Here is a 13047-nt window from a genome sequence, read left to right as displayed (position 1 = left end):
CTTAAATCATCACTATTTCGCCCTGGTAATGTTCGACGAAATACTGCACACGATGACGATATTCTTTAATTGTCCGATCGACCCATTCCCGCTGCTCACTGTTAGCGTAGATATGCACTAAAGGTTCTCCAGCATCGGGTAAAATCAATACCCAGTCATCATTAAGGGGATTAATCACCTTCACCCCATCGATTAACTCTAGATTATCGGTAGCGTGAGTCTCCACTAGATAGCGCATCAGAGATCCCTTGACTTTCCAAGGACAACGCACCGCCGTATTCTTATTGTAAATGCGCGGTAACTCGGCCCGCACCTGAGCTAGAGAACGTTCCTGAATGGTTAACATCTCCAAAAGTTTGGCCACACTGAACATGGCATCGAAACCGGGATGTAATTGCGGAAAAATAAAGCCAGTTTGCCCAGATCCTCCTAAAACCACATTAGGATTAGTTTGACATCCTTCCATTAAAGCGCTAGGACTGGCTTTTGTCCGCACCACCCGGCCATCGTGACGACGCGCGATCTGTTCCACGGCACTAGAAGCATGAACCGGCACTACCACTGTACCGCGAGGATGGGCGGTCAGAATTGTATTCACCATTAAAGCAGTTAATTGTTCCCCGCGAATCGATAAACCACTCTCATCGACGAGGACTAATTGTTCCCCGTTGGCCGAAACTTGTACCCCTAAGTTCGCTTTCAGGGCCTCCACCACATGGCCCAATTGATGGATTAGTAACTCTCTTTCCTGCATGGAAAGGGCATTCTGACGTAAACTGGCATTGAGAACCACGGCATCACAGCCAAATTTAGCCAGTAATTCCGGTAAAATTGCTCCTGAGACTCCGTAGGCGTAATCAATGACGATTTTGGAACTACTATTGCGAATAGCCTCCACATTTAGCTGAGTTTCAAAGGTTTTGCGGTAATTATCAAGAATATCAGCCGGATAGGACATACTGCCGATTTCCTGCATTCCCACCCGTCGCAGATCTTCTTTGAAATAGGCCCCTTCGATTTTCTTTTCCCTCGCTTTGGAAACATTAATCCCTTTTTCGTCTAAAAACTCGATTAAGAGAAAATCTGGGCGATCGGGGTGAATACGAACGTGAATGCCACCGACTACGTTTAATTTAGACACTAAAGTCCGCGAAATCGGTAAAGCATTCGCTTGTAGGTTTTGGATATTCACCCCCACGGACATTAAACCGGCAATCAGCGATCGACTGACCATGCGCGAGACACTACGTTGATCCCGGGAGACGATTACCGTTGACCCCGGTTTGAGGATGGAACCGTAGGCTGCCCCCAGTTTAACGGCGAATTCGGGCGTGATATCGATGTTAGCGAGGCCCGATACTCCTCGTTGACCAAAGAGGTTTTTATGGGCAGTATTTCCCCAAATCAGGTTAATATTGAGGATGGCTCCCGATTCGATCTGTTTACTCGGCCAGACTCTTACTCCAGAGTTGATCTGCGCTTCTTCCCCCACGATCGATAATTGTCCGATCACCGCACCTTCGTGTACCTGGGCCCGTCGATCGATTCTGGTTCCCCTAGCGATCGTACAAGCGGCTAAATTGACCTCATCCCCGATCACCACACCATTCCAGAGGATGGGACGTTTCAGATCGGAACCGGCACCGATGGTGACATTATCGCCGATAACCGAACCCCTCTCGATCAGAACATTTGCACCAACGCGGCAATGATTGCCGATCATGGCCGGGGCCTCAATGTGGGCGCTAGGATCGATATAGGTATTAGTACCGACCCACACCCCGGGGGATTTTTCTCGATAGGGAAATTCTAGGTTAACTTTGCCGGATAAAGCGTCGTATTGCGCTTCTCGGTAGGCCTCCAGATGACCGACATCGCACCAATAACCATCGGCCACATAACCATACATAGGTTCGCCCCTTTGCAGCAGCAGCGGAAACAAATCTTTAGAAAAGTCGGATTCTTCTTTGTAGGGGAGATAATCGAGGACTTCTGGTTCGAGAATATAAGTTCCGGTGTTGACAGTATCGGAAAAAATCTCGCTGGTGGATGGTTTTTCGATAAAACGGCGAATTCTGCCTTCTTTGTCGGTAATCACTACCCCAAACTCGATCGGATTGGCAACCCGCGTCAGGACGAGGGTTGCTTTCGAGTTTTTGCTTTTATGGAATGCGATCGCTTTTTGCAGGTCAAAATCGGTGATACTATCGCCACTAATCACCAGAAAGGTATCATCTAACCATTCGGCAATATTTTTCACACATCCTGCGGTGCCTAGGGGTTGATCCTCCTCGACAGCGTAGGTGATTTTTACCCCAAAGTCGCTGCCGTCTTGAAAGTAGTCGCGCATGACATCGGGGAGATAGTGCAGGGTGGTGATAATTTCAGTAATGTCATGCTTTCGTAGTAAATTAATAATATGTTCGGCGATCGGACGGTTGAGAATCGGTACCATCGGTTTGGGAAGATCACAAGTAAGCGGACGTAATCTTGTCCCCGAACCACCTGCCATTAATACCGCTCGCATAATTTCCTCCCAAGGCTATCTTTTCGCCGTTTTTAAATATTTTTTGCAAATTATGGCTTTAGTTTCCCGACCTCGATCGAGCTAGTTCCTAACCGGCATTCTAACACCGTCCCCCCGATTCAGAACAATATTTTCTTTTCCCAAGCCGGCAAAACCCAAGCTTAAAATAGGAGATGTGAATTGTCTAAATCTAAGGATGAGATGGCATGAGACTCGTTGTTTTTATCTTAATAATTGTTTATGGTGCCGGTGGTTGGAAATTCTGGAATGGATACAGAAGCACTAATTTTAGTTCCAGTTTACCCAATCGTTTAGCTCTAACACTGTTCTGGCCGCTTCTGTTGGCTGTTAATCCCGCCTATCGCAAGAATTTTCAAAAAGCCCTCAAGGGCAAATAAAATTAACATACTGCCAAAATCGCAGCCATAAAACAGAAAGGGGGTGGATATCGAGGCGTTTTCTCCCTGATTAGTCGAGATTACCCCCCCCAAAAAACCCCTAAATAATCCATGGTGATCGGCAATTTGGCCGTGGACGTCTTATCATGGTTAGGGAAAAAATTGGGGTCGTAGCTCAGTTGGATAGAGCGAGTGCCTCCTAAGCACTAGGCCGCCGGTTCGATCCCGGCCGATCCCGCCTTTTTCAGTGATCAGTTAGACGTTGGGGTGTGGGGAAGTGGGAATTATGAATTATGAATTATGAATTGGGGGGTGGGGAGAATAAATAAAAGCAATCTCCTGTCTCCCGTCTCCTGACTCCCGTCTCCTGACTCCCGTCTCCTGACTCCTGACTCCTGACTCCTGAATAACTGATAATTATCTTCTCATTCTGCCCTTAACTTGATACCAAAGCCTTCTTAAACGTAGATCGAGAGAAAAACCCCGACGGGTGGGAATAACAATCGTGCCACCGATGCGATCGTGGAAAGCTCGGTTCAATTGCTCATCACCGATCGCCATACCACAATCGGCGAAAAGGGGCGAAGATAATAAAATCAAGCTTAAAGGATTGCCAAAAAAAGTATTTAACCCTACCATCATTAAAGCTGCCCCGCCACCAGCGATCGCCTCTCGTTTGCTTAACTCCAAAATTCCGGGTAAACGCTGAAGTTGTAGATCGATGATCTTCATATCCAAGGCCCAACGTCCTAAACTCTGACCCTGATTCTGCGCTACCAATAACACCCGCAAACACCACCAGATCAGGAGAAAAAGGAAGAATTGCAGTACGGGTGTACCGTTAGCAAAGGAGCTTAAAAACCAGATCGAGGCAAAGTCGATCAGGAAAGCATAGGCACGACGATCTAAGGGAATTTTCGGAAATTTTTGCGGTAGATTATCTTCAGGCGGGATGGGGTAAACCATAAACTAAATTCTCGGAAAAATCCTGCTGTTTATCTTCTACTCTAATCGGGAAATTGGCAATTCTAGAGTGAGTGGAACGAACCACAGAGACACAAAGGACACAAAGATTGATCGCTATTATATAAGTTAAACTTATCACACAAAGAATAAGAGAGCCAGAGATCTAGGCTACCATTGAGCAAAGGTAGCCCAGAATACAGGGATAATCATGGAGCAAGATTCATTACTAACGGAGGTTATTCTGACCCATCCTCGGCAAAGTTTGGGAGAGATACAGTTGGATTGGATGCCACAACCGGGTAATTATTTGGCCTTAAAAGGACAAACCTATGCGGTTTTGGAACGTCACCACCAGTATCAATACAAGATTGGTGGCTATTGTTTACGCAAAATATCCCTTTATGTACAAACTGCTCCCACTCCTAACGAAAAAAGTTTGATTGAAGGACGTTGGGTGATGGGGGATGCTAGTTGTCGTTTTAACGCCAGATCCGAACTGTTACGCTGTGCGATTAACCCCTCCGGTCCCTGTCAAGATTGTCGTTTTTACGAAGCTATTAACCCTTAAAAGAGCCTTTTTCGGCAATAATCTGGCTATTTTCCCCTAGCTAACCGCTATATTGATCAATCGCCTATGAATCATCCTTATTCTTGGATCGAGGATAGCTTAAAAACCCTCCATCGGGCCAATTGGTATCGAAGGGTTAAAACCATTCAAGGCCGGGGCGGAGCCGTTATAGAATTAGAGGGTCGATCGCTGATTAATTTTGCCAGTAATGATTATCTGGGATTAGCAGCCGATGAAAGAATGATCGCGGCAGCCATAGCAGCGACAGAACGCTATGGAACCGGAAGCACCGGCTCGCGTCTATTAAGTGGACACCGAGATCTTCATCGAGACTTAGAATTAGCGATCGCATCCTTTAAAAATAGCGAAGACGCGATCGTTTTTAGTTCGGGATATTTAGCCAATTTGGGGACAATTACCTGTTTAGTGGGGCAGAAAGACCTGATTTTAGGCGATCAATACAATCACTCTAGCCTCAAAAATGGAGCCAAGTTAAGCGGTGCCACGGTGAAAGAATACCGGCACAATAGTCTCGAAGATTTAGAAAATCAGTTATTAGCCCACCGTCATCACTATCGTCATTGTTTACTGCTCACCGATACAGTGTTTAGTATGGATGGGGATATCTGTCCCCTAGCGGGAATTCTCGCTCTAGCCGAGATTTATAATTGCATGGTTTTGGTGGATGAGGCCCACGCTACCGGGGTTATGGGGGAAAATGGCACAGGTTGCGTGGAATATTGTGGTTGTCAGGGACGGGAATTAATTCAAATGGGAACCCTGAGTAAAGCTTTGGGCAGTTTAGGGGGTTATGTGACCGGAAACGCCAAAATTATCGATTTTATCCGCAATCGCGCCGCCACCTGGATTTATACTACCGGTTTATCCCCCGCCGACACCGCCGCCGCTAGAATGGCTCTAGAGATTATTGGTCTGGAACCGGAACGTCGCCAACGCCTACACCAAAATGTTAATTTTGTCAAGAGTAAATTAAATAATCTTAATATATTGCCTTCGGAAGCGGCGATTTTATGTTTACCGGTGGCCAATCCGGGTCAAGCCCTAGAATTATCGCAAAAACTGCTAGAAAAAGGGATTTTTGCCCCCGCAATTCGTCCTCCTACCGTTCCCACCAGTCGTCTGCGGTTGACTGCCATGGCCACCCATAGCCTCGCCCATCTAGAGGTTCTTGTCCAGTCTATTGGCGAATCTTTCCCCACATAGGGAAAAAGTTTTTGGTGGGAGCAGGGTATGGGAACGGCTTATGCTGCGGCAGGTTTAGGGACTCTTGAAAGGATTGACAATTTTTAGCCCATCAATGTCTGAATAGTTAGTAAAAGTATAGTCAAATATAGACAGACTGAATTCCATTTCAGAAATTCCTTTCACTTTTACTTCGAGAGATTGATTCTCCTTGGGTGAACTACGCACCTCTCTATCCCATAGCGGTTAAACGCATTTGGGAATGCTTTTCGTAAAATATTGTAGGAACCCATGACATCAGATTGAATCAGAATCCCCTTATCTGTACGATATAACCCTCGTTTAATTCTTTTTCCTGAAAACACTGGCTTTTCAGTTATCTGTCCATAAACGGGGAGAGGATCGTCATTCAAAAAATTAGAAGCTGAGGTATAGGATTCTTCTTGAAGAATCACAGAGATTCCTACTAATTGACATTTATAACTAATCATCTCAATTAATCGAGCATGAGGGATGGTCACAAATTTTTGATTATTGACTTTTCCTAAGTTCACTTCTTGTTTCCAACCGTCATTTTTCCCAATTACTAAAGTTGTTATCTCTTGGTCAACTAAGAGATTGACTAAATAACGACTAGCCTGATGAAGATAATCATCTACTTTCTGGTTACGACAGCGAGTTAAACGGCAAATTCTCTGGGAACTTTGACGATTGCCTTTTAACAGAGATTGTAACTTAGCCCGACGTTGGTTATAAAATTGATTGAGGCTTTTTAACGGTCTGCCATTAATCAACAAAGGGATAAAGTCCGGTTGATTTGAAGTTACAGCCATCAAATTATCTATGCCTAAATCTATCGCAGCTATTTTTTCATTAGGAGCTAAGAACTGTTCGGTTTTCTCATAAATTACCTCAATTACATAACAATCACATTTAGGAACTATTCTGACTTCTGCTATGCGCTCCTCTACTCTCGTCGGCAAGGCAATTGAAGTACCTGATAATTTGACTATTCCTTGCCTAAGACCTACTTTGCTTAGGGCTTGAATCGTGTAAACTAAGAGATTTCTTCCTTTTTTTTGCTCCTTATAGCCAGGGATTTTGGGTTTTCCCAGAAATTTATCGGGGTGACTTTTAAACTCCGATGAAGCGGCAAAAAATGATTGCCAGTTTTTGTCTAATCCTCTTAAAACTTGTTGGGAAACTTTAGCGGGTAAAGCTTGATACTGTTCTGTCTTTTTCATGAGAGCGGCCATCTGATTATAGGTCAAATAGCCATGACCATAAATGAAGTTTTGTCGGATTAAATAATTGGCTGAGTTGTAGAGATTTTTAGACTGCCAAGATAAATTATCTATCTCAGCCCAAAATCGATGTCCTTTCTTGATAATGTGTCTTTCGGCTACTAACATTATTATCCGTTGTCTTTTAACTCAGCGTCGGGTTTTGAAGGGTTGTCATCCGTTGTGATAATTGTACCAGAAGGCAATTGATAGCCTGTTAAATTCCCTTGTTTCCACCACCTCCAAGCCGTTCGATAACTTATTACTGTTTTTTTTTGCCTAGTCCGATAGTTTCATGTCCATGTATTACCTTGTCTGACTATATCTGACTATATTTGTATTGAAACTTTACAATACCCAAATGGCTCAAGTTTGCGGCTTGCCGCTAAATATTCGCAGGCAACCTGCCAAATTAAAACTCCCTCTGTCAGATTAGCTACTAGAGAAGCTGCGATTGCCTGCTTACCAGGATCACGCGAATCATTGACGTAAATTAAAACATTTGTGTCAACGGCGTTCATGCAACATATCTCTCGTAAACTGGGGAGCATTAGAGGGAATGGGGTTTTGTTGCATTCGCTCAACAAGCAGCCTTAAAAAATTCTGCCTAGCCGCAATATCGGTAATCTTTGGGGGAATAATTTGAGGTGATTTTACAAAAAGCTCCACCTCAGTGCCTTCAGGTAAATCGTAAGCTGTTTGAAGGATGAACGTACCACGAAGTTCACCTGCCCCAAGATAAGCGGCACGTTGGTAGCTTGTGTCCAGGCAAATACCAGTTGCACGGGATCAAATTGCCCAACGACCGCTTGAGCAAGTACGACACGCGCCTCATATTGAGCCAAATTTCCTGTCAAACTCAGTGCTGTTGTTTGCCGATCCCATTCGTACCCAAGCTCGACTCCTACTGAATATGGTAGTACGTTTACACTTGCTCCAGTGTCCAATAGACCGGATGCTCTGACAGAAGCTTGTCTGTAAAACAGAGTAAAAGGCAAATGCGGACGAAAACTGGCTTCACCTAATGCCGCGTCACCAGAAACAAATGGATATCGCTCAGCGTTACCCATGGTCTTGAGCTTTGGTAGCCTGTAGCACTTTTAACATCGTATCTGCTGCCTCAACCGCATCATAGGGCGACCACACTGGGTAAGCCTGACCCTGTTTAATCAAATCTGTCTCCTGTTGGGCTAGTTCTGAAATCAGGAGCTGCATGATATAAAACTTATCTGAACGACCCAGTTCTCTCAATGCCGAGATTAATTCTGATGAAACCATATAAAATGAAATGCTCTTGTCAAGCTAGGTTTACCCTTTTATTCTAATCGCCCCAACCCGATGCAGTGACGTGCTCGCTGAGCATACACGATACAAGATCGGCGATCGCTTGGATGTTCGGCTAAGTAAGCTTTCTTGAGCATTTTATCTCCTCGTCTTTACTCGTTTTATTATCACAGGATTTGCTATCACAGCTTCAATCAATGTGCATGGTGCGTTCCCCAAAAATCGATCGGTGGAGCAGTAGGAGCCACATTAGGGAACGCACCCTACGGCTGCGTTGTTAGACCGCGCCTCACCGAATCTCTTCTAGCACTGGCTCATAAGGCTTCAATCTTGACCTTACCGCCCTCAATGTTATCGACCTGCAACCGATATCTGTAAAGCAGCGCCATTCCTAGTAGAGGCTCTGTTTCTGATTCTGCAATATCAATCTCTTGGTACTGCCCATCCCATATCACAGTCCCAGTGTACAGATCAAAATAAGTTTCACTGCCATCACCCAGCGTGACAAAATCAGAACCACTCCAAGGTAAATTTAATGTAGCGATGATTGTAGAGGGCAAAGATAAAAATCCATTGAACCTGGTATCAATAACCGCGTCAACCGCTTGCAGTTGCCGATTTGAGTTTCCGACTACAATCGTTAGCGTGGCTTCACGCCGCAAATTTACAACACCTTCCATCATGGATTTTTCTTCAAACTCCGTGCCCCGAAATGATAAACAGCGCGATGTCCGATACGAATGATCCAAGGTTGGGCATCGGGGTGACGTTCAAAGAGCCGATTAGTTGCAGGCACAACGTTTTCATCGACTTCAAACTCTCCAGTTTCAATGTCGATCGCTACAATCTTACCTTCATTACCGGCTTCGACTTGCTGCCGAATGCCAGATTCGTAGAGTTTTTGCCCTCGCTCGGCTAACTCATCTTTGGGATAACGCCGTTGACGAACTGCCATAGGGTTGACCTCAACTCAGTATTTTGCCTTAATTATACTTTGATTGATTCTAACGAGGTGCTCCCGCTCTACTACTGATGAGCCGCCTCATCGGAAGCCCCCCAGTGGTGCACTTCAAATTTGAATCGGCGCTTCAATCAATGTGCATGGTGCGTTCCCCAAAAATCGAGCGGTGGAGCAGTAGGAGCCACATTAGGGAACGCACCCTACAGCGATTGCGTACTGCTACGCAGTGCCTTCGGCATCGCACTAACGTTCCTGTTAGACCGTGCCTCACGATCAGCTTCTAAACTGCGATCGGTAACTCCGAAATCGTAACCAATCCGCCTTGGACTGTATCGACTTGCAACCGATAACCGCGCAACAGGCTCATTCCAATTAATGGCTCTGTCTCTGCCGCGTTAATCTCGATTTCTCGATACTGCCCACCCCAAATCACCATGCCATCATAGATATCAAATAAGACTTCGCTATCATCGCCCAAGGTTGCCCGATCGCGGTAACTCCAAGACAGTTCAAGTTCTCTAATAGTAGCAATCGGGAGACTCAAGACCCTGTAAACCCTGTATCGATCACAGCAGTAATGGATTTAAGTTTGTCGCCGTTCCTCACGACCAAGGAAAGCATTGCTTCGTAATTCTGATTGACGTAACCCTGCATCATCATAGAGCGTCTTTCAAACTCCGTGCGCCGAAACGATGAACGGCGCGATAGCCGATCCGAACAACCCAAGGCTGAGCATCAGGCAATCGTTCATAAAGTCGCCGAGTCGCAGTCATCGTATCGTCGGCAAGCTCAAACGCTCCAGTTTCGATGTCGATCGCCACAATTCTGCCATGATTACCTTCCTCAATTTGGGGGCGCACCTGAGATTCATAAATCTCATCGCCACGTCGGGCAAACTCTTCTTTGCTGTAGCGGGGTTGTCGAACTGTCATAGATTTGCCTCTTTTCAACTATGCCCCTTCATTTTACCCTGAGCAATGGAGGTGTCTATCGTTGAGGTGGCGGAGGGGATTAAACCAGAAGTTGTTGGATTTCTTTTCGTCAACCCAAGCTACAAGATCAGCGTACTGCTACGCAGTGCCTTCGGCATCGCACTGTCCAGCCAACGCTTGAACTCACCCGCCGCTAATAACTTTCAGTGCGTGAAGACGATCGCACTCTCGGTCGGGTGCAGTGATTTGTTATACTGTCGCTTGATCGGGAGCTTAATAACTTTACGTCCACTGGCAATTTGCTTTTCTCTAAGATCGTCAAATATTGCCTTGAGATCATATAGCGGTAAGCGCTTGAGTGAGATACAGACCAAGCCTTGCCTAGCATGGTTTATAGCTCGTGACACTGTACTTCATACGACTGCACACCGCTATAATTAAAAGATTTTGCGTATTCTTCTCTATATTTATGAATTTCTTCGACAATTTCATCTTTATACATAGTTATTCTCCTCGAAGCTTAAATCCTATGAACTCGTAAGGGGTACAAACAAATGGCAGCCTGTATCCAAGCTCAAGACTAATTTGGGATAGCTTTCTTTGAATTTGAGCGTTTGCCATGTGCTTACAATTCCATATTAGTAGATAGTCTAAGCCATAAACGGTTGCTAGTGCCATGTGTAAGGCATCATTAGACGCTTTGGGGGGTAGGTTGCTTTGTTGTAAGAATTCTTGTGCTAGAGCGATCGCTTCTTCGGTTAGATCGAGAAAAATCAAGGACTGTAACAAGTTCTGTCTTTGAGTAGCAATTGTTGAATCTCCTCTCGATGCTTCATCTTCAACAATTTCCGAAACGTACAGAACCAATGAACTACTATACTCATCCCACCAGTCTTGTGTAATCTTAATGTTAGCGGCAAGAATCAGGTTTTCTGTTGGTCTTGCGGTTAGATGACCCAAAATACTGGTTTCAATATAGACGGTTTCGCTCACGGCAATAAGAGAAAATCTATCCCACGTCTATCCTACTGCATTTAATCTTGGTTTTGAGGGAGTTGGGTTTCCTACCTACAAGATCAGCGATCTGCTACGCAGTGCCTTCGGCATCGCATTTAAACCCACAGTTTCAATTAATGTGCTATGCCACTTCCAGAGAGCTAACGGCTTAGCTGAGCGGCGATAGACAACCTCTGCATCACCGCTAAGATCTCTCAATTGTCCGCTGCTCCAGCGTGTTGTTATGCCGTGTTGCTTGTCAGTTACCCACAACTCTAAATTAACTTGCCCTTGCAGAATTGCCGTGACTAGATTAAACTTAGTTTATAGACTTAGTTCTTTTAGACTATGGAAACAGTAAACATTCATCAGGCTAAAACAAACCTTTCTCGGCTATTGTCTCGTGTGGAACTCGGAGAAGTAATCGTTATTTCAAACCGAGGTATCCCAATTGCTAAGCTTGTTCCATTTCGGACATCTTTAGATCGACGGTCTAGTTTAGGACAAGATCGAGGGATGTTGACCATACCAGATGATTTTAATGCTCCTTTACCAGAAGATATTTTGGGAGCATTTGAGGGTGGTGCGGAGTGAGACTTTTACTGGATACACAATGCTGGCTGTGGTGGTTTGTCCAACCAGACAAGTTAAGTGAGAATGTAATTGAACAAATTGCAAACGAAAGCAATGAAGTGTGGTTTTCTGTTGCCAGTGTTTGGGAGATGGGAATTAAAGTTTCAATCGGTAAATTACCACTGCCAGAGCAAATAGATGATTATGTCTCCACTCGAATGACCCGACTGGGAGCTAGGTCGTTAGAGATCAATGCTTCTCATGCTTTGCGGGCGGCTGCATTGCCTTTACATCATCGTGATCCTTTTGACCGAATGCTGATTGCACAAGCTCAGGTAGAAGATATGACACTTGTGAGTGCGGATTCAACATTTAATCAGTATGAAGTGTCTTTGCTTTGGGCAGCTAGTTCTTAGTCATAAACACAGAATTTTACCTGCCTTCTAGATGCTCGTGAATCAAACTCTGTAACGCTTAAATGATTTTTGACTTTCTTCTTGGGGCAAGCTTTTGACTCTCCTAAATTTTAGTTTAGCAGATCCCCTATCCAGATCAGGAGTAAGGCTTTATGAGAAAAAGCACTAATCTCGAAAACCCTATAAACCAGTATAGTACCCTAAATCAATTCCTCCAACCCCATCTAGGGGTGTTACCCGATGCCTTCGGTATCGCATTTAAACCCACAGCTGCAATCAATGTGCATGGTGCGTTCCCCAAAAATCGATCGGTGGAGCAGTGGGAGCCACATTAGGGAACGCACCCTACAAGATCAGCGTGCTGCTACGCAGTGCCTTCGGCATCGCACTTTGTAAAATGGGTTGAAATATTGCAATAGAATCATTCTCCCGCAATTGTCAAAACTTTTCTGTAGAGTGTTTCGCTAATTCGGAATTCTGCTTTTAAGATTAGCTGATCAACAATCGGTTTAATATTCATAATCAATTCTTTTTGCTTGGCTTCGAGTAAAACGCCCAATATTCCAGTAATATTTAGCCCAAGAGATTGCGCAACTTTGCGTCCTTTTCTTTCATCCAAAATTAATATATCTGCGCCTAATTCTAGCGCTAAAATAATCCCTTCTGATTCTCCCCGGTCTAATTTATTGAGTAGTTGATTAACTTGGTTTTGCTGGGTGACGGGCCGTGTTTCTATCCAAGATAAGGTCATGATTTCAATCGTGCCAGGAACGGCGTAACCTAAACTCGCCATTTCCTCATATAGCGGTATGCACTTGCATGAGGTACAATAGAAGAGGACAATAAATTATAGACCTAGGCAGGAGCCACGACCCGATGAAGCCCTATTCTTTAGACTTGCGACAAAAGATCATCGAGACCTACGAGGAGAATAACCTCT

At 44.8% G+C, this 13047-nt stretch carries 17 protein-coding genes, 1 tRNA gene and 2 pseudogenes; 7 read left to right on the top strand and 13 right to left on the bottom strand.

The features are described 5' to 3' along the window. Position 1 precedes the first annotated feature (1 nt). Positions 2-2527: a mannose-1-phosphate guanyltransferase gene (locus IM475_RS19070; RefSeq protein WP_287728746.1), complete on the bottom strand. Its 2526-nt coding sequence runs from the start codon at positions 2525-2527 to the stop codon at positions 2-4. Positions 2528-2733: 206 nt separating this feature from the next. On the opposite strand from IM475_RS19070, the gene IM475_RS19065 reads away from it, so the two are divergent. Both IM475_RS19065 and IM475_RS19060 read left to right on the top strand, forming a co-directional pair. Beyond that, positions 2734-2925 (top strand): hypothetical protein, encoded by a 192-nt coding sequence (locus IM475_RS19065; protein WP_287659005.1) that lies wholly within the window; start codon positions 2734-2736, stop codon positions 2923-2925. A gap of 164 nt (positions 2926-3089) precedes the next feature. Then, positions 3090-3163 (top strand) — tRNA-Arg (locus tag IM475_RS19060). Between the two features lie 179 nt (positions 3164-3342). Here IM475_RS19060 and IM475_RS19055 read toward each other — a convergent pair. After that, complete coding sequence (locus IM475_RS19055) at positions 3343-3891, bottom strand: RDD family protein (protein WP_002794415.1); 549 nt, start codon at positions 3889-3891, stop codon at positions 3343-3345. Positions 3892-4099: 208 nt separating this feature from the next. On the opposite strand from IM475_RS19055, the gene IM475_RS19045 reads away from it, so the two are divergent. Both IM475_RS19045 and bioF read left to right on the top strand, forming a co-directional pair. Beyond that, positions 4100-4459: a DUF6464 family protein gene (locus IM475_RS19045; RefSeq protein ID WP_002785048.1), complete on the top strand. Its 360-nt coding sequence runs from the start codon at positions 4100-4102 to the stop codon at positions 4457-4459. Positions 4460-4525: 66 nt separating this feature from the next. Further along, the gene (bioF, locus tag IM475_RS19040; protein WP_287728745.1) at positions 4526-5683 is read left to right on the top strand and encodes an 8-amino-7-oxononanoate synthase; all 1158 of its coding nucleotides are present in this window, start codon (positions 4526-4528) and stop codon (positions 5681-5683) included. Positions 5684-5850: 167 nt separating this feature from the next. Here the strand turns inward: bioF and IM475_RS19035 are convergent, their stop codons facing one another. The 10 genes and pseudogenes from IM475_RS19035 to IM475_RS18990 all read right to left on the bottom strand — a co-directional run bounded on the left by IM475_RS19035 (position 5851) and on the right by IM475_RS18990 (position 11115). Beyond that, positions 5851-7074, bottom strand: a complete 1224-nt coding sequence (locus tag IM475_RS19035; protein WP_287728744.1) for an RNA-guided endonuclease InsQ/TnpB family protein — start codon at positions 7072-7074, stop codon at positions 5851-5853. A 200-nt stretch (positions 7075-7274) separates the two neighbouring features. Next, the gene (locus IM475_RS19030) at positions 7275-7466 is read right to left on the bottom strand and encodes a PIN domain-containing protein (protein ID WP_287659009.1); all 192 of its coding nucleotides are present in this window, start codon (positions 7464-7466) and stop codon (positions 7275-7277) included. A gap of 132 nt (positions 7467-7598) precedes the next feature. Beyond that, entirely contained in the window at positions 7599-8015 is a 417-nt protein-coding gene (locus IM475_RS19025) for an aspartyl protease family protein (RefSeq protein ID WP_287659010.1), read from the bottom strand. After that, a complete protein-coding gene (locus IM475_RS19020) occupies positions 8008-8160 on the bottom strand; it encodes a hypothetical protein (RefSeq protein WP_223210630.1) in 153 nt (50 codons plus the stop codon). Before IM475_RS19020 ends, IM475_RS19025 begins: the two co-directional genes overlap by 8 nt. Positions 8161-8543: 383 nt before the next feature. Beyond that, positions 8544-8912 (bottom strand): clan AA aspartic protease, encoded by a 369-nt coding sequence (locus IM475_RS19015; RefSeq protein ID WP_287728743.1) that lies wholly within the window; start codon positions 8910-8912, stop codon positions 8544-8546. Beyond that, positions 8909-9184 carry a hypothetical protein gene (locus IM475_RS19010; protein ID WP_002752924.1) on the bottom strand — a complete coding sequence of 92 codons (276 nt, stop codon included), beginning with the start codon at positions 9182-9184 and terminating at the stop codon, positions 8909-8911. Before IM475_RS19010 ends, IM475_RS19015 begins: the two co-directional genes overlap by 4 nt. Positions 9185-9470: 286 nt before the next feature. After that, positions 9471-9850 (bottom strand): annotated as a pseudogene (locus IM475_RS19005) (clan AA aspartic protease). Beyond that, positions 9847-10122: a hypothetical protein gene (locus IM475_RS19000; RefSeq protein WP_002752933.1), complete on the bottom strand. Its 276-nt coding sequence runs from the start codon at positions 10120-10122 to the stop codon at positions 9847-9849. The pseudogene IM475_RS19005 and the gene IM475_RS19000 overlap by 4 nt, the downstream one beginning before the upstream one ends. Before the next feature lie 203 nt (positions 10123-10325). After that, a pseudogene (locus IM475_RS18995) lies at positions 10326-10624 on the bottom strand (hypothetical protein). A gap of 2 nt (positions 10625-10626) precedes the next feature. Continuing rightward, positions 10627-11115: a type II toxin-antitoxin system VapC family toxin gene (locus tag IM475_RS18990; protein ID WP_287659012.1), complete on the bottom strand. Its 489-nt coding sequence runs from the start codon at positions 11113-11115 to the stop codon at positions 10627-10629. Positions 11116-11466: 351 nt separating this feature from the next. Between IM475_RS18990 and IM475_RS18985 the strand changes: the two genes are divergently transcribed. From IM475_RS18985 to IM475_RS18975, 3 genes are all read left to right on the top strand, one after another. Continuing rightward, entirely contained in the window at positions 11467-11712 is a 246-nt protein-coding gene (locus tag IM475_RS18985) for a type II toxin-antitoxin system Phd/YefM family antitoxin (RefSeq protein ID WP_016514827.1), read from the top strand. Then, positions 11709-12107, top strand: a complete 399-nt coding sequence (locus IM475_RS18980) for a type II toxin-antitoxin system VapC family toxin (protein WP_002779922.1) — start codon at positions 11709-11711, stop codon at positions 12105-12107. The genes IM475_RS18985 and IM475_RS18980 overlap by 4 nt, the downstream gene beginning before the upstream one ends. 152 nt (positions 12108-12259) lie before the next feature. Beyond that, entirely contained in the window at positions 12260-12442 is a 183-nt protein-coding gene (locus IM475_RS18975) for a hypothetical protein (RefSeq protein ID WP_287659013.1), read from the top strand. Between the two features lie 86 nt (positions 12443-12528). Here IM475_RS18975 and IM475_RS18970 read toward each other — a convergent pair whose 3' ends face one another. After that, on the bottom strand, positions 12529-12900 hold the full coding sequence (locus IM475_RS18970) for a PIN domain-containing protein (protein WP_502865808.1): 372 nt from the start codon (positions 12898-12900) through the stop codon (positions 12529-12531). Positions 12901-13047 lie beyond the last annotated feature (147 nt).

The organism is Microcystis sp. M061S2 (assembly GCF_020245605.1).
Classification (GTDB): domain Bacteria; phylum Cyanobacteriota; class Cyanobacteriia; order Cyanobacteriales; family Microcystaceae; genus Microcystis.
The sequence above is the reverse complement of the archived record's forward strand: the minus strand, read 5'-3'. Positions and strand labels throughout refer to the sequence as shown.